The 20,805-nt window shown below is 64.8% G+C and carries 21 protein-coding genes; 12 read left to right on the top strand and 9 right to left on the bottom strand.

Going from position 1 to position 20,805, the window contains the following annotated elements:
- Positions 1 to 6 precede the first annotated feature (6 nt).
- The 11 genes from RQI28_RS05975 to nagZ all read left to right on the top strand — a co-directional run bounded on the left by RQI28_RS05975 (position 7) and on the right by nagZ (position 11,172).
- Entirely contained in the window at positions 7 to 615 is a 609-nt protein-coding gene (locus tag RQI28_RS05975; protein ID WP_311221702.1) for a sigma-E factor negative regulatory protein, read from the top strand.
- A gap of 324 nt (positions 616 to 939) precedes the next feature.
- Positions 940 to 2,364: a DegQ family serine endoprotease gene (locus RQI28_RS05970; RefSeq protein WP_311222052.1), complete on the top strand. Its 1,425-nt coding sequence runs from the start codon at positions 940 to 942 to the stop codon at positions 2,362 to 2,364.
- A gap of 511 nt (positions 2,365 to 2,875) precedes the next feature.
- Positions 2,876 to 4,684, top strand: a complete 1,809-nt coding sequence (gene lepA, locus RQI28_RS05965) for a translation elongation factor 4 (protein WP_311221701.1) — start codon at positions 2,876 to 2,878, stop codon at positions 4,682 to 4,684.
- Between the two features lie 4 nt (positions 4,685 to 4,688).
- Complete coding sequence (gene lepB / locus RQI28_RS05960; protein WP_311221700.1) at positions 4,689 to 5,654, top strand: signal peptidase I; 966 nt, start codon at positions 4,689 to 4,691, stop codon at positions 5,652 to 5,654.
- Positions 5,655 to 5,749: 95 nt separating this feature from the next.
- Complete coding sequence (locus RQI28_RS05955; protein WP_311221699.1) at positions 5,750 to 6,130, top strand: DUF4845 domain-containing protein; 381 nt, start codon at positions 5,750 to 5,752, stop codon at positions 6,128 to 6,130.
- 37 nt (positions 6,131 to 6,167) lie between these two features.
- The gene (gene rnc, locus RQI28_RS05950; protein WP_311221698.1) at positions 6,168 to 6,836 is read left to right on the top strand and encodes a ribonuclease III; all 669 of its coding nucleotides are present in this window, start codon (positions 6,168 to 6,170) and stop codon (positions 6,834 to 6,836) included.
- Positions 6,833 to 7,846, top strand: a complete 1,014-nt coding sequence (gene era, locus RQI28_RS05945) for a GTPase Era (RefSeq protein WP_404976871.1) — start codon at positions 6,833 to 6,835, stop codon at positions 7,844 to 7,846. Before rnc ends, era begins: the two co-directional genes overlap by 4 nt.
- 82 nt (positions 7,847 to 7,928) lie before the next feature.
- Positions 7,929 to 8,729 (top strand): DNA repair protein RecO, encoded by an 801-nt coding sequence (gene recO, locus RQI28_RS05940; RefSeq protein ID WP_311221697.1) that lies wholly within the window; start codon positions 7,929 to 7,931, stop codon positions 8,727 to 8,729.
- The gene (locus RQI28_RS05935) at positions 8,726 to 9,517 is read left to right on the top strand and encodes a pyridoxine 5'-phosphate synthase (RefSeq protein WP_311230411.1); all 792 of its coding nucleotides are present in this window, start codon (positions 8,726 to 8,728) and stop codon (positions 9,515 to 9,517) included. The genes recO and RQI28_RS05935 overlap by 4 nt, the downstream gene beginning before the upstream one ends.
- Before the next feature lie 80 nt (positions 9,518 to 9,597).
- On the top strand, positions 9,598 to 10,020 hold the full coding sequence (gene acpS, locus RQI28_RS05930; RefSeq protein ID WP_311221695.1) for a holo-ACP synthase: 423 nt from the start codon (positions 9,598 to 9,600) through the stop codon (positions 10,018 to 10,020).
- A 60-nt stretch (positions 10,021 to 10,080) separates the two neighbouring features.
- Entirely contained in the window at positions 10,081 to 11,172 is a 1,092-nt protein-coding gene (nagZ, locus tag RQI28_RS05925; protein WP_311221694.1) for a beta-N-acetylhexosaminidase, read from the top strand.
- A gap of 33 nt (positions 11,173 to 11,205) precedes the next feature.
- On the opposite strand, the gene RQI28_RS05920 is transcribed toward nagZ, so the two are convergent.
- The 4 genes from RQI28_RS05920 to RQI28_RS05905 all read right to left on the bottom strand — a co-directional run bounded on the left by RQI28_RS05920 (position 11,206) and on the right by RQI28_RS05905 (position 15,275).
- On the bottom strand, positions 11,206 to 11,904 hold the full coding sequence (locus RQI28_RS05920; RefSeq protein WP_311221693.1) for a mechanosensitive ion channel family protein: 699 nt from the start codon (positions 11,902 to 11,904) through the stop codon (positions 11,206 to 11,208).
- The gene (locus RQI28_RS05915; RefSeq protein ID WP_311221692.1) at positions 11,901 to 12,947 is read right to left on the bottom strand and encodes a diguanylate cyclase domain-containing protein; all 1,047 of its coding nucleotides are present in this window, start codon (positions 12,945 to 12,947) and stop codon (positions 11,901 to 11,903) included. Before RQI28_RS05915 ends, RQI28_RS05920 begins: the two co-directional genes overlap by 4 nt.
- Before the next feature lie 58 nt (positions 12,948 to 13,005).
- Positions 13,006 to 14,550 carry a lysine--tRNA ligase gene (gene lysS, locus RQI28_RS05910; RefSeq protein ID WP_311221691.1) on the bottom strand — a complete coding sequence of 515 codons (1,545 nt, stop codon included), beginning with the start codon at positions 14,548 to 14,550 and terminating at the stop codon, positions 13,006 to 13,008.
- 92 nt (positions 14,551 to 14,642) lie between these two features.
- Positions 14,643 to 15,275: an LON peptidase substrate-binding domain-containing protein gene (locus RQI28_RS05905; protein WP_311221690.1), complete on the bottom strand. Its 633-nt coding sequence runs from the start codon at positions 15,273 to 15,275 to the stop codon at positions 14,643 to 14,645.
- A gap of 107 nt (positions 15,276 to 15,382) precedes the next feature.
- Between RQI28_RS05905 and RQI28_RS05900 the strand changes: the two genes are divergently transcribed.
- The gene (locus RQI28_RS05900) at positions 15,383 to 15,931 is read left to right on the top strand and encodes a YggT family protein (protein ID WP_311221689.1); all 549 of its coding nucleotides are present in this window, start codon (positions 15,383 to 15,385) and stop codon (positions 15,929 to 15,931) included.
- Positions 15,932 to 16,060: 129 nt separating this feature from the next.
- On the opposite strand, the gene accD is transcribed toward RQI28_RS05900, so the two are convergent.
- The 5 genes from accD to truA all read right to left on the bottom strand — a co-directional run bounded on the left by accD (position 16,061) and on the right by truA (position 20,803).
- Positions 16,061 to 16,933, bottom strand: a complete 873-nt coding sequence (gene accD, locus RQI28_RS05895) for an acetyl-CoA carboxylase, carboxyltransferase subunit beta (RefSeq protein WP_311221688.1) — start codon at positions 16,931 to 16,933, stop codon at positions 16,061 to 16,063.
- Between the two features lie 177 nt (positions 16,934 to 17,110).
- Positions 17,111 to 17,941: a tryptophan synthase subunit alpha gene (gene trpA, locus RQI28_RS05890; RefSeq protein ID WP_311221687.1), complete on the bottom strand. Its 831-nt coding sequence runs from the start codon at positions 17,939 to 17,941 to the stop codon at positions 17,111 to 17,113.
- Positions 17,938 to 19,206, bottom strand: a complete 1,269-nt coding sequence (trpB, locus tag RQI28_RS05885) for a tryptophan synthase subunit beta (protein ID WP_311221686.1) — start codon at positions 19,204 to 19,206, stop codon at positions 17,938 to 17,940. Before trpB ends, trpA begins: the two co-directional genes overlap by 4 nt.
- The gene (locus RQI28_RS05880) at positions 19,206 to 19,976 is read right to left on the bottom strand and encodes a phosphoribosylanthranilate isomerase (protein WP_311221685.1); all 771 of its coding nucleotides are present in this window, start codon (positions 19,974 to 19,976) and stop codon (positions 19,206 to 19,208) included. Before RQI28_RS05880 ends, trpB begins: the two co-directional genes overlap by 1 nt.
- Entirely contained in the window at positions 19,973 to 20,803 is an 831-nt protein-coding gene (truA, locus tag RQI28_RS05875; protein ID WP_311221684.1) for a tRNA pseudouridine(38-40) synthase TruA, read from the bottom strand. The genes RQI28_RS05880 and truA overlap by 4 nt, the downstream gene beginning before the upstream one ends.
- Between the last annotated feature and the right edge of the window lie 2 nt (positions 20,804 to 20,805).

The following is a 20,805-nucleotide window of genomic DNA, read 5'->3' as shown; positions in this document are numbered from 1 at the left end:
CAGACCATGAATGACGATGTGAAGATGCAAGAGCAGTTGTCCGCCTTGGCGGACGGTCAGCTGAAAGACGAAGAGTTCGCGCAGGCCATGGTGTATGCCGCCACGGAGTCTGGCCGTGCTCATTGGCATGCCTACCATGTAATCGGCGATGTACTGCGATCGTCCGAGCTGGCCGCGCCACACAGCGTGGCGTTGCTTGACCGAGTGCGCGCGCAAATCGCTCAGGAGCCGCACCCTGCGGACTTGGCCTCGGGCGAATTGACTCAGGTGGTCGCAGTGAAGCCTGCCGATTCGCGGGTAGCCAACTCGGGCGTATTTCAGTGGAAGCTGGCGGCAGGTTTTGCGTCGCTGGCGGCCGTAGCTGCCATCGGGTGGAATGCATATACTGGTCTGCAGGCGCCAGCAGGGGGGCAACTCGCTGCGGCCCCCTTGACGGTTGTGCCGGCCCAGCCTGTTGCCGTGGCTGAACGCAGCAGCAACGGTCAACCCGTCATGATTCGCGATCCGCGCTTAGATGAGCTGCTGGCTGCGCATAAGCAATTCGGCAGCACCACGACACTGCAAATGCCGGCTGGTTTCCTGCGCAACGCCACCTTCGAAGCTCCGGCTCGCTGACTGAGTCGCCACGGATGACGGCGTTCTGGCTGCGGCCGGATTCAACAGCTGATCATCCGTGATGCATGCCAACGTCCCATCGCTCCGGCGATATGCGGCGGGTTGGTTTTCGGGTCATGCGGCGCTCTCATCCGATAGTTCGCCCTTTCAGCTGTTCGATGCATGATTGCGCGTGTCGCAAGGAACCAATTGCATGTAGCGGCTTCCCAGAAGCACGCTATCGTTTTCATACCCGCACTGCATATGACGCACAAGACAACAGAAAGGTCGATGATGCCCAGGATCGATTGGAAAAACCTGCATGCCTATACGTTGGCGAGCTTGATGGCTCTGACGGGCGGCATGCTTTTGTTGCCGACCCAGGCTGCCCACGCACAGGCCGCCGCTGCTGTGCGTGGCCTGCCCGATTTCACCGATCTGGTGGATCAAGTGGGCCCTTCCGTCGTGAACATCCGCACGCTGGAGAAGGCGTCTGATCGGCCCGCCGCAGGTGCCATGGACGAGGAGATGCTTGAATTCTTCCGGCGTTTCGGTGTGCCGATTCCGAACATGCCACGTCAGCAGGCGCCACAGCGTCCGCAGCAGCAGGAAGAGCAGCCGCGGGGCGTGGGCTCAGGCTTCATCCTGACGTCCGATGGCTATGTGATGACCAACCACCACGTCGTGGAGGGCGCCGATGAGGTCATCGTCACGTTGACCGACAAGCGTGAGTTCAAGGCCAAGATCGTGGGCTCGGACAAGCGCACCGACGTGGCTGTGGTCAAGATCGAAGCCACTGGCTTGCCGGCCGTAAAGGTGGGCGATCTGAATCGCTTGCGCGTGGGCGAATGGGTAATGGCCATTGGCTCGCCGTTCGGTCTGGACAACAGTGTCACCGCCGGCATCGTGAGCGCCAAGCAGCGCGACACGGGCGACTATCTGCCATTCATTCAGACCGACGTGGCGATCAATCCCGGCAACTCCGGGGGACCACTGATCAATATGCGCGGCGAGGTCGTGGGCATCAACAGCCAGATTTATTCGCGCTCGGGCGGTTTCATGGGTATTTCGTTTGCGATTCCCATGGATGAAGCAATTCGTGTGAGCGACCAGCTTCGTGCCAGCGGCCGTGTCAGCCGTGGCCGGATCGGCGTGCAGATCGAGCCCGTGGCCAAGGACGTGGCGGAGTCCATCGGTCTGGGCAAGCCGCAGGGTGCGTTGGTAAGAGGTGTCGAAGCAGGGTCTCCTGCAGATACAGCCGGAGTGGAGGCAGGCGACGTGATCACGCGCTTTGACGGCAAGCCTGTGGAGAAGGTCGCCGACCTGCCGCGCCTGGTGGGTAACACCAAGCCGGGCACGAAGAGCTCGATCACGGTCTTCCGGCGCGGCAACACGCGTGATCTGGCCATCACCATCGCGGAGGTGGAGCCCGATGACAAGCCGGTCGCCAAGGCCGCCGATCGCGATGCGTCCAAGCCAAAGCCGTCTGCCGCTGCGCAGCAGGTGGGCTTGACCGTGGCTGAGCTGACCGATGCACAGAAGAAGGAGTTGAAGGTCAAGGGCGGGGTGCGGGTGGTTGCGGTGGCCGAAGGAGCCGCGCGTGCAGGGCTGCGGGAAAACGATGTGATTCTGGCCATTGCCAACACCGAGATCGCGAGCGTCAAGGAGTTCGACGCAGTGCTGGCCAAAGCCGATAAGGCCAAGCCAGTAAACGTACTGTTCCGCCGTGGTGAATGGGCGCAGTACGCGTTGATCCGTCCTTCGCGCTGATCGGCCGCCCTACACCACCGTTGCGCCGGATGTTTTGCAAGTCCCCTCTCCCGGCTCGGGATAGGAGGCTTCTCCTATTCAATCATGGTGGCTGTTACAAATTCATTGGTGTCGCTCGGGGTTAGTTCTGACTCACTTCGGCTAGAAAGACTATGTATGGATTTCGGTAGAATGCAGGGCCTTCTTTCCTACCTGAAGTCATAAAATCACCTGTGACGCCCACGATGCGGGAAGTCACACTTCCATGCACAGGTGATCCACAGATCGCCCACATGTTGTTCAGCAGGTTGTTGTTCGCTCTGTGAATAAGTTGTTGATAGTTTTCTCGTTGCAAGCTGGCAACGACCCTTGGATGGGATGGGGCGGGCTTTTCCTGAAGTCCTTTTTGCCTACAATGAAGATCCAACTTTCGCAGTTGCCAATGATTGTTGGTTCAGGGCGCGTCGCTATTTGACGCGCCCTTTTTTCTTGTGCGCGCCGTTTTAATTCAATCACTTGACGCTTTCCGTTGATGAACCACATCAGAAATTTTTCCATCATTGCGCACATTGACCATGGCAAGTCGACCCTTGCCGACCGTCTGATCCAGCGCTGTGGCGGTCTTGCAGATCGCGATATGGAAGCGCAGGTGCTCGACTCGATGGACATCGAGAAAGAGCGTGGGATAACCATCAAAGCCCAGACCGCGGCGCTGCAATACAAGGCGCGTGACGGCCAGATCTACAACCTCAACCTGATCGACACGCCCGGCCATGTGGACTTCTCGTACGAAGTCTCGCGCTCGCTGTCCGCTTGCGAAGGTGCGTTGCTGGTCGTCGATGCATCTCAGGGTGTGGAGGCGCAGACCGTTGCCAACTGCTATACCGCGTTGGACCTTGGTGTGGAGGTTGTGCCGGTTCTCAACAAGATGGATCTGCCCAACGCCGATCCCGACAACGCCAAGGCCGAGATCGAAGACGTGATCGGCATCGATGCGACCGATGCGATTCCATGCTCCGCCAAGACCGGTCTGGGCATCGACGAGATTCTGGAAGCCATCGTGGCCAAGGTGCCCCAGCCGCGCGGCAACCCTGACGGCCCGCTGCGCGCGATGATCATCGACAGCTGGTTCGACTCCTATGTGGGCGTCGTGATGCTGGTGCGCGTCGTCGATGGCCGCCTGCTCAAGGGCGAGCGCTTCAAGATGATGGCCAGCGGGGCGGTGTACAACGCCGACAATCTGGGTGTCTTCACGCCGGCCAACGAATCGCGCACCTCGCTCGACGCCGGCCAGGTGGGCTTCATCATTGCCGGCATCAAAGAACTGCAGGCCGCCAAGGTGGGCGACACCATCACGCTCGAAAAGAAGCTGCCCAACAATGCGGGCCCGGCCACCGAAGCGCTGCCGGGCTTCAAGGAAATCCAGCCTCAGGTGTTCGCCGGCCTTTACCCCACCGAAGCGAGCGAGTACGACTCGCTGCGCGATGCGCTGGAAAAGCTCAAGCTCAACGACGCCTCGCTGCACTACGAGCCCGAAGTCAGCCAGGCGCTGGGCTTCGGCTTTCGTTGCGGCTTCCTGGGCTTGCTGCACATGGAGATCGTGCAGGAACGCCTGGAGCGCGAGTTCGACCAGGACCTGATCACGACCGCGCCCAGCGTGGTCTACCAGGTGGTCAGGGCCGACGGCGAAGTGGTGATGGTCGAGAACCCTTCCAAGATGCCCGACCAGGGCCGGCTGGAAGAAGTGCGAGAGCCCATCGTGACCGTGCACCTCTACATGCCGCAGGACTATGTGGGCCCGGTGATGACGCTGGCCAACCAAAAGCGCGGCGTGCAGATGAACATGTCCTATCACGGCCGCCAGGTCATGCTGACCTACGAGATGCCGCTGGGCGAGATCGTGTTGGACTTCTTTGACAAGCTCAAGTCGGTGTCGCGCGGCTACGCCTCGATGGACTATGAGTTCAAGGAGTACCGCGCGTCCGACGTGGTGAAGGTTGACATCCTGCTCAACGGCGAGAAGGTCGATGCGCTGTCCATCATCGTGCACCGCTCGCAGTCGCAGTACCGCGGCCGGGCCGTGGTGGCCAAGATGCGCGAGATCATCAGCCGCCAGATGTATGACGTGGCGATCCAGGCGGCTATTGGCGCCAACATCATCGCCCGCGAGACCATCAAGGCGCTGCGCAAGAACGTGCTGGCCAAGTGTTATGGCGGCGACATCAGCCGCAAGCGCAAGCTGCTCGAAAAACAAAAAGCGGGCAAGAAGCGCATGAAGCAGATCGGCTCCGTCGAAGTGCCCCAGGAAGCGTTCCTGGCCATTCTGCAGGTGGAAGACTGATCCGATGCAAATCCTCACATCCCTGGTGCTGGCGGCTTTCGTCGGCTACGTAGGCGCCTGGTACTTCGGTGCCATCGAAGGCAACTTCGCGCTGCTGCTGTTTCTGGCCACGGTGGTCACTGGCGCTTACTGGCTGGCCGAGCGGCTGGTCTTCCTGCCACGCCGCCGCCGCGCAGCGCAGGCCATCGAAGACGCTGCCGTGCAGCGCCGCACCGAACTGGACCGCCAGGGCATCGCCAAGGTCGATGTCGACGTGGAAGAAGCCAAGGGTCGCATCCTCATGCAGCCGTGGTGGCTGGACTGGACGGCTGGCCTGTTCCCGGTGATCGTCATCGTGTTCCTGCTGCGCTCGTTCCTGTTCGAGCCGTTCAAGATTCCGTCCGGCTCCATGATCCCGACGCTCCACGTGGGCGACCTGATTCTGGTGAACAAATTCACCTATGGCGTTCGCCTGCCGGTCATCAACAAGAAGATCATCGAGGGCAACACGCCGCAGCGTGGCGACGTGATGGTGTTCCGCTATCCGCCGCAGCCCAACATGGACTACATCAAGCGCGTGGTGGGAGTGCCGGGCGACGAAGTGGCTTACCTGAACAAGCGCCTGACGGTGAACGGCACCCCGGTGCCAACCACGGCCTTGCCTGACTTCTTCGATGAGGACGCGATGCGTTACTTCAAGCAGTTCCAAGAGCAGGTGGGCGAGCGCCGCCACGGTATTCTGAACAACACCGACATGCCCGCCTTCGTGCAGGGCGCCAGCGACTTCGCCTTCCGCGGCAACTGCCGCTACAGCGTCGAAGGCGTGGTCTGCAAGGTGCCCGAGGGCCACTATTTCATGATGGGCGACAACCGCGATAATTCGCTCGATTCACGCTACTGGGGCTTTGTGCCGGACGCGAACATCGTAGGCAAAGCGTTCTTCGTCTGGATGAATTTCGGCAATCTCCGTCGCATCGGCTCGTTCGACTGAAGCATCGGGCCCGGCGCTCCCGGGCGCCGGAGGATGCAGGCCGAGCCCTGAAGGCGTGTCAACGGTTCAACACAAGAAAGAGGGAAGCTTCAGCCATGGCAACACCACACACTCAGCAGCGCACCGCCACGCCCCGTTCGCGTCAGCGCGGGCTGTCATTCATCGGGCTGATCATCGTGGGCGTGCTCATCGTCGGCGCGTTTGCAATCGGCGGCCAGTCGGTACCGATCTTCATCGAGTACCAAGCCATTCGCAAAGCGGCCGAAAAAGCGGCGCGAGAGGGCTCTACCGTGCCTGACGTGCGTGCTTCTTTCGATCGCGCAGCCGCCATCGACGACATTCACTCCATCAAAGGCAGCGACCTGGAAGTGACCAAGCGCAACGACCGCATCGTCGTGTCATACAGCTATTCCCGCGAAATCGGTTTGGCCGGCCCCGCGTTCCTGGTGTATCGCTTTCAAGATTCGACCAAGTAATCAGTCCCCACACCTAGTGCTATCTCCCAGTCTCTCCATGCTGCAGGATCGCCTGCAGCACCCGTTTTCCGATACCTCCCTGCTGCAGCGTGCCGTCACGCACCGCAGCTTCTCCGCCGACCACAACGAGCGCCTGGAATTCCTGGGCGACTCCGTGCTGAATCTGGCCGTCTCCAGCCTGCTGTACCGGCAACTGGCTGACCAGCCCGAGGGCGACCTCTCCCGCGTGCGCGCCAACCTCGTCAAGCAAGACACCCTGCACGGCCTGGCGCTGCGCCTGAAGCTGCCTGAAGTGCTGCGCCTGGGCGAGGGCGAGGCCAAGTCCGGCGGCAAGCTGCGCCCGTCGATCCTGGCCGATGCACTGGAGGCGCTGATCGGCGCCGTCTACCTCGATGCCGACTATGTACGGGCCGAAGCGCTGGTGCACCGGTTGTTCGAGAGTGTGGACGTCAACCCGCAGATGCAGGCGGCGGCCAAAGACCCGAAGACCGCGTTGCAGGAGTGGCTGCAGGGTCGCAAAATGAAGCTGCCGCTCTATCGCGTGGTGGGCACCGTGGGCGCAGCGCACCGCCAGACCTTCGACGTCGAGTGCGAAATCCCTGAACTGGGCCTGACGGAGCGCGGCATTGGCGGCTCACGCCGGGCCGGCGAGCAAGCGGCGGCCGCCGCGCTGCTGGCCGCCCTACAGAAAGCAAAGCAAGCATGAACCCCCAAGACGACGCTACCAAAATCGTAGCTGATGGCGCTGAATCCACGGGCGCTGCCGGCCAGAATGACCTCGAAGCGATGCTCGCTGCCGCGGGCGCGGCTGCCGACACCACCGGCCAGCGCTGCGGCCTGATCGCCATCGTCGGCAAGCCCAACGTGGGCAAGTCCACGCTGATGAACGCGCTGGTGGGCCAGAAGATTTCCATCACCTCGCGCAAGGCGCAGACCACGCGCCACCGCATCACCGGCATCCGCACGCGCGAGAAGACGCAGTTCGTCTTCGTCGACACGCCCGGCTTTCAGACCAAGCACAGCACGGCTTTGAACAAGTCGCTCAACAAGACGGTGATGGGCGCCATCGGCGACGTGGACCTGATCCTCTTCGTGGTCGAGGCCGGCAGCTTCACGCTGGCTGACGCCAAGGTGCTGTCGCTGTTCAAGCCCGGCATTCCCACGCTGCTGATCGCCAACAAGCTCGACGAAGTGCATCGCCGCGCCGAGCTGGCGCCCTGGCTCAAGAGCATGCAGGAGCGCCACCCGTTCACTGAATTCGTGCCCATGTCGGCCAAGAACAAGGGCGACGTCGAGCGCCTGTTCGGCATCTGCGCCAAGTACCTGCCCGAGCAGGGCTGGTTCTATGGCGAGGACGAGCTGACCGACCGCAGCGAGCGGTTTTTGGCCAGCGAGACGGTGCGCGAAAAACTCTTTCGCTTCACGGGCGACGAGCTGCCTTACACCTCCACCGTCGTCATCGACACCATGCAGGAAGAGCCGAGCAAGACGCACAAGCGCTTCGTGCGCGTGGCCGCCACCATCGTGGTTGAACGCGACGGCCACAAGGCCATGGTGATCGGCGAGAAGGGCGAGCGCCTGAAGCGCATCAGCACCGAGGCGCGGCAAGAGCTGGAGCGGCTCATGGACGCCAAGGTGTTCCTCGAAGTGTGGGTGAAGGTGCGCTCGGGCTGGGCCGACGATGAAGCCCGCGTGCGCTCTTTCGGGTATGAGTGATTAGTGCGCTGATATTTCAAGCCTTTTTGGCCTCCAGCGCTTTGTGGATAAGCGCCAGCAGCTATTGATTGCATAGCAACCCATGCCCGCGCGCCGTATTTCCGATGAACCCGCCTACGTGCTGCACCGCTACGACTGGAGCGAGTCCAGCCTGATCCTGGACGTGTTCACCCGCCACCACGGCCGCGTGGCGCTGGTGGCCAAGGGCGCCAAGAAGCCGACCTCCAATTTTCGCCCGGTGCTGCTGCCGCTGCAGCCGTTGCGGGTGGGCTACACCATCAGTGCAGGCGGTAGTGGTGAGGGAGGGCAGGGCGAGGTTCATGCGCTCAAGGGCGCCGAATGGGTGGGCGGCCACGTCATGCCGACGGGCGGTGCGCTGCTCTCGGGCCTGTACCTCAACGAATTGCTGATGCGCCTGGTGGCGCGGGAAGACGCGCATGCGTCGCTCTTCGACGCCTATGCCGGCGTGGTGCGCGTGCTGGGCAGCGGCGAGCACGGCGATACGCTCGAGCCCGTGCTGCGCAGCTTTGAATTGCTGCTGCTGCGCGAGATCGGCCTGCTGCCCGCGCTCGATGCCGAAACCCTGACCCTGGAGCGCCTGAAGCCCGCCGCGCGCTATGCCCTGGTGCCCGAGGCCGGCCTGCGCGCCGCCCAGCTTGGCGACCGCGCCACGCTGCCTGGCGCGCAGTGGCTGGCCCTGCAGCGCGCGCTCGAATCGGGCGGCGCCGGCAGCTACACCGTCACGCTGCGCGCCATCGCATCGTCTGTCGATGCGCCCATGACGTCCGACCTGAAGCCGCAACTGCGCACCCTGCTGCAATACCATTGCGGCAGCCCGCTGCTGCGCACGCGCCAACTCATGATGGACCTGCAATTGCTATGACCTCGACCTTGACCCCGACATCTCCACCCCCGCAAGCCACGCGCACGGCGCTGTCGGTCAACGTCAACAAGGTGGCGCTGGTGCGCAACACGCGGCACCTGGGCATTCCCAGCGTCGCGCGGGCGGCGCTGCTGTGCCTGCAGGCGGGGGCGCAGGGCATCACCGTGCACCCGCGCCCGGACGAGCGCCACATTCGCGCCGCCGACGTGCACGAGCTGGCCGCGCTGCTGAAAGACTGGCCTGGCCGCGAATTCAACATCGAAGGCAATCCGTCGCAGAACCTGATGGAGTTCATACGCACTGTGCGCCCGGAGCAGGCCACCTTCGTGCCCGACAGCGAAGACCAGTTCACCAGCGACCACGGCTGGAGCTTTCCGCAAGATGCCGAGCGCCTGGCGCCCCTGATTGCCGAATGCCGCAGCCTGGGCGTGCGCGTGAGCCTGTTCATGGACCCAGTCCCAGAGCAGATGGCCTCCGCCCGCGCTGTGGGCGCCGACCGTGTGGAGCTCTACACCGAACCCTACGCCGCCGCCTGGGGCACGCCCGCGTTGGCCGCGCAGCTGTCGCGCTATGCCGCTGCAGCGCAGGCCGCGCTGGACGTGGGCCTGGGCGTGAACGCCGGCCACGACCTGAATCGAGACAACCTCGCCGCCTTCGTGCAGGGCGTGCCGGGGCTGCTCGAAGTCTCCATCGGCCACGCGCTCATCGCCGACGCGCTGGAGCTGGGCTACGCCGCCACGGTGCAGGCCTACCAACGCTGCATCGACGACGGCATCGCCGCTCGCTGATTCAAGTGTTTGCTATTAAATCAATAGCTGCTTGCGCTTGATGGTAAAGCGCTAGAGGCTGATTTGGCACTGAAACCACCATGATCTACGGCATTGGCACCGACATCTGCGACGTACGCCGCATCCGCGCCAGCCTGGACCGCCACGGCGACCGCTTTGCCGAAAAAGTGCTGGCAGAAGCCGAGCTCGCCGTCTGGCGCCGCCGCAGCGCGCGCTGGCCCGACCGCGGCGTGCGCTACCTGGCCACCCGCTTTTCCGCCAAGGAATCGTTCAGCAAAGCCATCGGTCTGGGCATGCGCATGCCCATGACCTGGCGCCACTGCGAAGTCGCCAACCTGCCCAGCGGCCAGCCGGTCATCGTGCTGCATGGCGCGCTCAAGGACTGGTTCGAGGCGAAAGGCCTGCAGTGCCACATCACCGTGACCGACGAGACCGACTACGCCGCCAGCTTTTGCGTGGTGGAGACGGTGGGCAAATTCGAGCCGCCCCTCCCAAATATTTGATCAAAAAGGCCTCTAGCGCTTGTGTATCCAGCGCAGGGTGCTATAGATAGAGTAGCAATCATGACCGAACACGCTCCCCTCATCCTCGACGTTGCCGGCACCACGCTGACCGCCGACGACCGCCACCGCCTGGCCCACCCGCTCACCGGCGGCGTGATTTTGTTCGCGCGCAACTGGCAGAGCCGCGCGCAATTGCTGGAGCTGACCGCCGGCATCAAGGCCGTGCGCAGCGACCTGCTGATTTGCGTGGACCACGAAGGCGGCCGTGTGCAGCGCTTTCGCACCGATGGCTTCACTCATCTGCCGCCCATGCGCGCCTTCGGCCAGATGTGGGAAGACGACGGCCGGGGCGCCCGGGCGCGGCAGGGCTCCGGGGCTTTGCGTGCCACCAACGCGGCCACGGCGGCGGGCTATGTGCTGGGCAGCGAGTTGCGCGCCTGCGGCGTCGATTTCAGCTTCACGCCCGTGCTGGACCTGGACCACGGCGAGAGCGGCGTCATCGGCGACCGCAGCTTTCACCGCGACCCGCGCGTGGTCACATTGCTGGCCAAGAGCCTCATGCACGGGCTGCTGCAGGCGGGCATGGCGCATTGCGGCAAGCACTTTCCAGGGCACGGCTTCGTCAAGGCAGATTCGCACACCGACGTGCCGGTGGACCGCCGCAGCCTCAAGGCCATCCTGGCCGACGACGCAGCACCGTACCCGTGGCTGTCGAGCACGCTGGCCAGCGTGATGCCGGCCCACGTGATCTACCCCAAGGTGGACGCGCGCCCGGCGGGCTTTTCGCACCGCTGGCTGCAGGAGATTCTGCGCGGGCAGCTGCGCTTTGATGGCGCCATCTTCAGCGACGACCTGAGCATGGAAGGCGCGCGCCGTATCGACGGCGAGCCCGTGGGTTTTGCCGAGGCCGCCCTGGCCGCGCTGCAGGCAGGCTGCGACATGGTGCTGCTGTGCAACCAGAGCCTGGGTGATGGCCAGGCTGTGGACCAGGTGCTGGAAGACTTGGCAGAAGCCGCCGCCAATGGCCGCTGGCAGCCCAGCGCCGACAGCGAATCGCGCCGCCTGGCCCTGCTGCCCGAGACACTGCCCCAGCCGTGGGACGAACTGATGCTGCAGCCCGCCTATATGGAAGCGCTGAGCCTGCTGCCTTGATCGAATAGCGCCGCGCGCTCTGCGCGGCCGGTGTCAGGCCGCGTCTTCAGCGGCCGGCGCAGGCGCGGCGCCGCCTGGAGGCGCCGCTGCGGTTCGAGCGCGAGGCAGCGGAGCCAGCACGGCGTCGTCCACCCCGTGCACCATGGCAGGCGGCGGCCCGCCCTTCCAGCGGCGCAGCACGCGCTGGAACATCAGCGAATTGGGAATCTGCAGCAGCGCCGGGTGTGCGTCGTCGGCGCTGAAGTCTTCCAGGGTGGTGTAGAGCAGGTTGATGTCCACCACGCGGCCCTTGGCGCCGGGCTTTTCGGCCGTATCCAGCACCTCGATGTAATCGCCCAGCCGGAACGGCCCGACGGTGAAGATCAGCAGGGCGCAGAACAGGTTGGACAGCACGCTCCAGGCCGCGAAGAACGCCACCGCACCCACGGCGGCAAAGCCGGTGAAGGCCGTCCACAGCACGGTGGCCGACACGCCCATGCGTTCGAGCACCAGCAAGACCGCGCTGCCCACGATGATCCAGCGCAGCAAGCCGTTGATGGGCACCATCATCTCCAGCGGCCAGTGGTAGTGCGATCCGGCACGCGATACCAGGCGGCGCAGCGTGCGCTGCAGCAGCATGGCCACCACCACGATGAGCAGGATCTGTAGCCCCGGCACGATGATGTCGAGCCAGTCCTGCACCCAGAAAGGCAGGGCTTCCCTCACGCGCAGATGCAATGCAGACGCCGTCAAGAGGCTCCTCCGCCCGGCCGCTGCTCGACGGTGTCCATCTGCATCTCGAAGCTGAAGAAGCGGTTGCGGCCCTGCTCCTTGGCCGCGTACAGCGCTTGGTCGGCGCGCATCACCATCGATTCGGCGCTGGTGCCTTCGTCGGGAAGGCAGGTGGTGATGCCGCCCGACAAGGTCAGCATGTCGCCGTGCGGCGAATCCGGATGGGGCAGCGCGCGGGTCTTGAGCACCTTGCCCAGCGCGCGGGCGAAAGTCATCGCGCCGGAGCGGGGCGTGTTGGGCAGGATGAGCGCGAACTCTTCGCCGCCGTAGCGGGCGGCCACATCGCGCGGCCGCACGCACACCTCGCGCAGCAGGCGGCCGACGTCCTTGAGGCAGTTGTCGCCCTGCACATGGCCCAGGCTGTCGTTGTAAAGCTTGAAATGATCCAGGTCACACAGCATCAGCGTCAGCGGCGTGCCTTCGCGCCGCGCGGCAGTGATCTCGTTGTGCAGGATGCGGTCGAAGCCACGGCGGTTGACCAGGCCGGTCAGCGCATCGACCTCGACCATGGCGTTGAGCTTCTGGTTGGCCAGGTGCAGCTCGTCAGTCAGCGCGACCAGGCGGCGGCGCATGTCCAGCAGCCGGCGCATGGCGCGCAGCTTGGCCACCAGCACGATGGGCTTGACCGGCTTGACGATGTAGTCGTCACCGCCGGCTTCGATGCCGCGCCACACGTCCACTTCGTTGTCCAGGCCCGACAGGAAGATGATCGGCGTCCAGCCGCCCGGCTCGGCCTCGCGCATCTGCTGGGCGACCCAGTAACCGTCCTTGCCCGGCAGGCGAATGTCCAGCAGCACCAGGTCGGGCCGGTGCTCGATGAACTGGCGCACCGCCGGCTCGGCCGACTCAGCCTCATAGACCACCTGTACTTTCGCGTGCCGCAATTCGCCCACGATGGCGGCACGCACCGAGGGTTGGTCCTCAACCACCAACACCGAAAACGTGTCGTCCACGTGCCGAGGCGGGGTGGTAGCAGGCGCCTTTGTGCCGGAAGGAGAGGTCATGGTGGACTCAGGTCCGCAGGAGTGACGGGGGCGAATGGACGGATTCGGCGCAGCCGGTTCAGTTCTCGCGGCGCAGCGCCGGGAACAGGATCACGTCGCGGATGCTGGGGCTGTCGGTCAACAGCATCATCAGCCGGTCGATGCCGATGCCGCAGCCGCCGGCAGGGGGCATACCGTATTCCAGCGAGCGCACGAAGTCGTGGTCGAAATACATGGCTTCGTCGTCGCCCGAATCTTTGGCTGACACCTGCGCGTTGAAGCGCGCTGCCTGGTCTTCGGCGTCGTTCAGCTCGGAGAAGCCGTTGCCGAATTCGCGGCCGGTGATGTAGAGCTCGAAGCGCTCGGTGACCTCGGGCCGCAGGTCGTTGGCGCGCGCCAGCGGGCTGATCTCGGTCGGGTGTTCCATGATGAAGGTCGGCTCCCAGAGCTTGTCTTCCACCAGTTCTTCGAAGTACAGCACCTGCAGCCCGGCCAGGGTGCGGGTCGACAGGCGGTTTTTCTCTTCCGTCATGCCCAGCTTCTTCAGCGCGCTGGTCAGCCAGGCGGCGTCGTCCACGTGCGCGCCGGCTTCGGTGTGCTGGAAGATCGCTTCACGAATGGTCAGGCGCTGGAACGGCTTGGACAAATCGACCGCGCGCCCGCCGTAGCTCAATTCGAGCGTGCCGACGGCCTTCTGCGCAGCGTCGCGCACCAGCTGTTCGGTGAAGTCCATCAGATTGCGGTAGTTCCAGTAGGCCGCATAGAACTCCATCATCGTGAATTCGGGGTTGTGGCGCACCGAGATGCCTTCGTTGCGGAAGTTGCGGTTGATCTCGAACACGCGCTCGAAACCGCCCACCAGCAGGCGCTTCAAATACAGCTCTGGCGCGATGCGGAGGTACATCTCTTGTTCCAGCGCGTTGTGGTGCGTGATGAACGGCTTGGCGTTGGCGCCGCCCGGAATGGGGTGGAGCATGGGCGTTTCCACCTCCAGAAAGCCATGCTGCACCATGAAGTCGCGCAGGCCGCTGACGGCCTTGCTGCGTGCGATGAAGCGGCGGCGCGCGGCCTCGTCGGTCATCAGATCGACGTAGCGCTGGCGGTACTTCACTTCCTGGTCGGCCACGCCGTGGAACTTGTCGGGCATGGGGCGCAGGCTCTTGGTGAGCAGGCGCAGCTGCGTGACCTTGACCGACAGCTCGCCCGTCTTGGTCTTCATCAGCGTGCCTTCGGCGCCCACGATGTCGCCCAGATCCCAGTGCTTGAACGAGGCATACAGCTCTTCGCCCAGCGCGTCGCGCGTGACGTAGATCTGCAGGCGGCCGCCGGTGGTGCCCAGCGATCCGTCCTGCAGCGTGGCGAAGCTGGCCTTGCCCATCACGCGCTTGAGCATCATGCGGCCGGCCACGCGCACGGTGGTGGGCGTGGCTTCCAGGGTGTCGGCCGTGGTGTCGGCATATTGCGCCTGCAGGTCGGCGGCGTGCTGGTCGGGCTGGAAGTCGTTGGGAAACGCCACGCCCTTGCCCTGTGCCTGGGCTTCGCGCAGGGCTTTCAGTTTTTCGCGGCGCTCTGCGATGAGCTGGTTGTCGTCGGGGGCGGCGGTGGGCGTGGAGTGTTCGGACATGGGACAACAAAGGTGCACCCCGCGCCAGAGCGGCGCGTGGTGGAAGGCCAAAACCGTCGATTCTAAGTTTGCCGGGGCAGCTGCTGCCAGGCTCAGGACGCGATGCCGGTGCGGTCGAGCACGTCGCCTACCAATTCCAGCCGCAGCAGGGGGTTGTCCAGCGCCATCAACTGCTGCTTGAGTTCGGGCGGCACGGGCAGCAATTCGCACCAGCGATTGGCCACCCAGCCGCAGTCCGCCAACTGGTCGGGCAAGGGCTGCGGCATGGCGAAGTCGGGGTCGCGCAGGCGCAACTGCGCCGCCACCTGGGCCAGTGCGGTTGCGGTGCGCTGCAGATCGGGAGGCACGGCAACGGCTTGGTCCGGCTCGCACTGCTCCACGTCGGCAATCCACAGGCCGTGCGGCAACTGGCTTCGTTTCTGGATGCGAAAGCGCTCCGTGCCCCGGCATTGCAGGTTGATCAGCCCGGCCTGGGGCGATTCGAGCTGCTCGATCACGGCCAGCGTGCCCACGTCGTGGAACTGTTCCTGCGGTGCCCCTGCGCGCCGCACCTCGTCGCCGCTGCGCAGCGCCACCACCCCGAAGGGCGCGCCGGTCTGCTGGCATTTGCGCACCATGTCGAGGTAGCGCACCTCGAACACGCGCAGCAACAACGTGCCATCTGGAAACAGCACAGTGCCAAGCGGAAAGAGCGGCAGCGAGGACAGCGCGAGTGGATGGGGCATGAGTAGCTGGGGCTGGGGGAGGCAGGCCGCTATCATCTTACGGCGGCTCTCACTGGGCCGTCGGCCGTTTGCCCGAACGCCTCGTTCGCCCCCATTTCCTGTGTGCCATGCTCTACCAGATCTTTTCCCTGTTACTTGACGTTGTGGGTGGCTTGCTCACGGGGGCCTGCCTGCTGCGCCTGTACATGCAGCTGCAGCGCGTGCCCTTTGGCAACCCCATCGGGCGGCTGGTCTTCGCGCTCAGCGACTGGCTGGTGCTGCCGCTGCGCCGCGTGATTCCGTCCGTCGGCGGCTGGGATGTGGCGTGCCTCGTCGGCGCCTTCCTGGTGCAACTGGCGCAGTATCTTTTGCTCTGGTCGGTGGTTGGCATCGGCGCCGCCTGGGCTTGGCTGCCATGGTTTGCGCTCTTTGGCATGGCCCGCGTGGCGGTGTCGGGCCTGATGGGGCTGCTGATCGTTTACGCCGTGCTGTCGTGGGTGCAGACCCAATCTCCCTTGAGCGACGTGATTACCCGGCTGTGCGAGCCCGTGCTGCGGCCGCTGCGCCGCGTGGTGCCGCTGCTGGGTGGCGTGGATCTGTCGCCCCTGGTGGCGCTGGTGCTGCTGCAGGTGGTGATGATCGTGCTGGGCCATCTGCAGGTGGTCGTTCTGCGCTGAGAGTGCACTGATCGTGAAGGTCGCCTGGATTGCCAGGTTCATAACGAAAATAGCTGCTAGCGCTTATGTAGTAAGCGCAAGCAGCTATTATTTTTATAGCATCATGCCCAGGCGGGCAGAGCCGCAGCGTCAGGCCACGGCGTCGGCCGGCAGGCGTTGCAGCATGGCCAGGCTGCGGGCGATGGTGTCGCGCAGCTCGCGGCGGTCGCAGATGAAATCGACAGCGCCCTTGGTCTGCAGGAACTCGGCGCGCTGGAAGCCTTCAGGCAGCTTCACACGCACGGTCGATTCGATCACGCGCGGGCCGGCAAAGCCGATCAGCGCCTTGGGTTCGGCAATGACGATGTCACCCACGAAGGCGAAGCCGGCCGACACGCCGCCCATGGTCGGGTCGGTCAGCACGCTGATGTAGGGCAGGCCCTTCTTGGCCAGCCGGGTCAGCGCGGCATTGGTCTTGGCCATCTGCATCAGCGACAGCAGGCCTTCTTGCATGCGGGCGCCGCCAGTGGCGGTAAAGCAGATGAACGGCACCTTCTGTTCGATGGCGTTTTCCACACCCCGCACGAAGCGCTCGCCCACCACGCTGCCCATCGAGCCGCCCATGAAGTCGAACTCGAAGCACGCCACGACCACGTTGACGCTCTTGATCGCGCCACCCATGACGATGAGCGCGTCGGTCTCGCCGGTGTTCTCCAGCGCTTCCTTCAGGCGTTCGGTGTACTTGCGGCTGTCCTTGAACTTGAGTGCATCGACCGGCAGCACTTCCTGGCCCAGCTCATAGCGTCCTTCGGGGTCGAGGAAGGAATTCAGGCGGGCGCGTGCGCCGATGCGGTGGTGGTGGCTGCATTGCGGGCAGACGTTCTGGTTCTGTTCCAGATCGGTCTTGTAGAGCACGGTCTCGCAGCTGGGGCACTTGGTCCAGAGGCCCTCGGGCACCTGGCGGCGCTCGGTCGGGTCGGTGTGCTGGATTTTGGACGGCAGGAGTTTTTCGAGCCAGGACATGCGTTTTCCTTTGTATGAAGCTGCCGGGCTGGACCGAAGCAGCTTGTGAAGCCGGCGTGCCCCCAAGCCAGGGACACCGTGGAACCGGCTTTGCCGGGCCACTGGTGTCGTCCCCCTTCCCGCGCGCAGCGCGAGAGAAGGGGGAAGCGGCGAAGCCGCTCAGGGGGTAGCACCGAATTATGCGTCGAGCGCCTTGCGGATGCCGCGCAGGAAGTCCACCGTGACGGCGACCACCTTCTCGTGCGGTTGGTCTTCGATCAGCTGGATGATGCGGCTGCCGATGACCACCGCGTCGGCCACGCGGCCAATGGCTTGCGCGGTCGCCGCGTCGCGGATGCCGAAGCCCACGCCCACGGGAATGTCGCCCACCTGCTGGCGAATGCGCGGCAGCATGGCTTCCACGGCGGCGGTATCGAGCGTGCCGGAGCCGGTCACGCCCTTGAGCGACACGTAATACACGTAGCCGCTGGCCACGCGTGCCACCTGCTGCATGCGCTCGTCGGTACTGGTGGGAGCCAGCAGGAAGATCAGATCCATGCCGTGCGCGCGCAGGCTGGCGGCGAAGGCTTCGCATTCCTCCGGTGGGTAGTCGACGATGAGCACACCGTCTACGCCGGCAGCGGCGCAGTCGCGCACGAAGGCGCCCTCGCCGTGGCGCTGGTCGTAGCGCTCGACCGGGTTGGCATAGCCCATCAGCACCACCGGCGTATTGCCGTTGCGCTGGCGGAAGACGCGCACGTGCTCGAGCACCTGCGCCATGCCAATGCCCAGTGCCAGCGCCTTTTCACCGGCCTTCTGAATCACCGGGCCATCGGCCATGGGGTCGGAAAACGGCACGCCCAGCTCGATCACGTCGGCGCCGGCCTCGACCATGCCGTGCATCAGCGCGGGCGTGATGTCGGCGAATGGAAAACCGGCGGTCACGTAAGGAATGAGCGCCTTGCGGCCTTGCTGGCGCAGGGCCGCAAAGGTGGCGGCGATGCGGGAAGCGGGAGCTGCGGCGGTCATGCGGCAGGCCCTCCCTTGACCACGTGGCCGCGCATGGAAGGGCGGTCGTAGAAGTCGGCGCCCGACAGGTCGGCCACGGTGCCGATGTCCTTGTCGCCCCGGCCGGAGAGGTTCACCAGGATGGACTGGTCGGGCCGCAACGTGGGTGCCAGTTGCATGGCGTAGGCCACTGCATGGCTGGATTCGAGCGCGGGGATGATGCCTTCGGTGCGGCAGAGGTGGTGGAAGGCTTCCAGCGCCTGCCGGTCGGTGATGCCCACGTATTCGGCCCGGCCGAGTTCTTGCAGCCAGGCGTGCTCGGGGCCCACGCCGGGGTAGTCCAGGCCGGCGCTGATGCTGTGCGTTTCGGTGATCTGGCCGTTCTCGTCCTGCAGGATGAAGGTGCGGTTGCCGTGCAGCACGCCGCTGCTGCCACGCTGCAGCGATGCGGAATGCTTGCCGCTGTCCAGGCCTTCACCGGCCGCTTCCACGCCGATCAGGCGGGTTTTTTCAAACGGGATGTAGGGGTGGAAGATGCCCATGGCGTTACTGCCGCCGCCCACGCACGCGACGACCACGTCGGGCTGGTCGTTGGCCATCTGCTGCGCCGCCAGCATCTCGGGCATCTGCGTGATGCATTCCTGCCCGATCACGCTCTGGAAGTCGCGCACCATCATCGGGTAGGGGTGGGGCCCGGCCACTGTGCCGATGATGTAGAAGGTGTTGTCCACGTTGGCCACCCAGTCGCGCATGGCTTCGTTGAGCGCGTCCTTGAGCGTCCGGCTACCCGAATCGACGGGCACCACGGTGGCGCCCAGCAGCTTCATGCGGTAGACGTTGGGGCTTTGGCGCTTGACGTCTTCCGAGCCCATGTAGACCACGCATTCCAGGCCGTAGCGCGCGCAGATGGTGGCGGTGGCCACGCCGTGCTGGCCGGCGCCGGTTTCGGCAATGATGCGCGGCTTGCCCATGCGCTTGGCGAGCATGGCCTGGCCGATCACGTTGTTGATCTTGTGCGCGCCGGTGTGGTTGAGGTCTTCGCGCTTGAGGTAGATCTGCGCGCCGCCGAGTTCGCGGCTGGTGCGAGCGGCGTGGTAGACGGGTGAGGGCCGGCCGACGAAGTGCGCCAGCTCGTACGCGAATTCCGCGAGGAATTCGGGGTCGTGCTGGTAACGCGCGTAGGCGTCCTTCAGTTCGTTGATGGCATGCGTCAGCGTCTCGCTGACGAAGCTGCCGCCGTAGGTGCCGAAATGGCCCGAGGCATCGGGAAAGGAATAGTCAGACATCAGAGGTATGAGGGAACAGGTGCCGCATCGGCCGCGCGCACGGCGGCGATGAAGCGGTGAATCTTGTCGGCGTCCTTGACGCCCCGCAGGGGTTGCCCGTCGGGGCCGTCGGCTTCGACGCCGGAGGAAACGTCAACGGCCAGCGTCTTGCAGCGCGGCCGTACCTGCCAGATGCCATCGGTCACGTTTGCAGGCGTGAGTCCACCAGACAAAACGAGGTGAGAGTCGACGCTTGGAGGCAGAAGTGACCAATTGAAAGCCTTGCCGCCGCCGCCATAACCTTCGACATGTGCGTCGAGCAGGATGGCCTGGGCGTGAGAGTGATCGAGCGCGTATTTTACGAGGTCAAAACGTGCCGCGCCGGCGCCCAGGGGAATGCGCGCCGCACGCAGGTAGGGACGCGCTCCGTCCGCCGTGGCCGCCAGGCAGTCCGCCGGCGACTCATCACCATGAAATTGCACGGTAGCGCCCGCTATCAAAGCGCTTGCAGCTATTATTTTAGGAGCACTCTCATTCACGAACAGCAGTACCGGCGTGACGAAGGGCGGCAGCCGGCGCGCCAGTTGCGCCGCCCGCTCGGGCGTGACTGCGCGGGCGCTGCGGGCATAGAGCACGAATCCCACCGCGTCGGCACCGGCGGCCACTGCAGCATCCACGTCTTGCTCGCGCGTCAGCCCGCAGATCTTCACGCGCGTGCGCGCGGGGTGCGATGAGTTGGAAGGCGAGGAGGAAGAGGCGGGGGTGAAGGGAGCGTTGCCAGGGGAATTCATGGCAGCCAATCATACGCAGCCGCATGCGAGGGCAGGCCCCACGCGGCGTCGTACGAAGGCCCGACGAAATAGAGACCGTCAGGCGAAAAGGTCGGTGCTGCGGCGTCGCGCGAGAGCGCATCGCGCACGCTGCGCATCCAGTCGGGCGGCTGTTTGCCCTGGCCGATGGCGATCAGGCAGCCCATGATGTTGCGGATCATGTGGTGCAGGAAGGCGTTGCCCTCGAACTCGAAGCGCCAGTAACAGGGGCTCCAGTCGTGCGGGTCACCTGAACTGGAATGCTGCGGCGCAGTGCTGCGGTGGGTGATGCGGATCTGGTGCAGCGTCTTCACCGGCGACTTGGCTTGGCAGGCGGAGGCACGGAACGACGTGAAGTCGTGCTCGCCGAGCAGATGCTGGGCCGCAGCGCGCATGGAATCGCCGTCCAGCGGGTAGAACACCCAGCCCACGCGGCCTGCCTCCACGCTGGGGCGCACGGGCGATTGCAGCAGCACGTACGCGTAGCGCCGTGCAATGGCGCTGCCACGCGAGTGGAAGGCATCGGGCACCGGCTGCGCCCACTGCACGGCAATGTCGGCCGGAAGAAAGGTGTTGGTGCCGCGCACCCAGGAAGACGGCGCGCGCTCCAGCGGCGTGTCGAAATGCACCACTTGCATCAGGCCGTGCACTCCGGTGTCGGTGCGGCCGGCACACAGCGTCGATACGCGCTGCGTGGCGAAGCGGCTCAGCGCGGCCTCCAGCTTGTCCTGCACGGTGTTGCCCGACAGCTGGCTCTGCCAGCCGTTGTAGCCCTGGCCGTTGTAGCCGACACCGAGCGCCATTCTCATGG

This window comes from Acidovorax sp. WCS2018Noco2-16 (assembly GCF_031843945.1).
GTDB lineage: Bacteria > Pseudomonadota > Gammaproteobacteria > Burkholderiales > Burkholderiaceae_C > Paracidovorax.
Note: the sequence above shows the minus strand (reverse complement) of the source record. Positions and strands in the feature narration are given on the sequence as shown.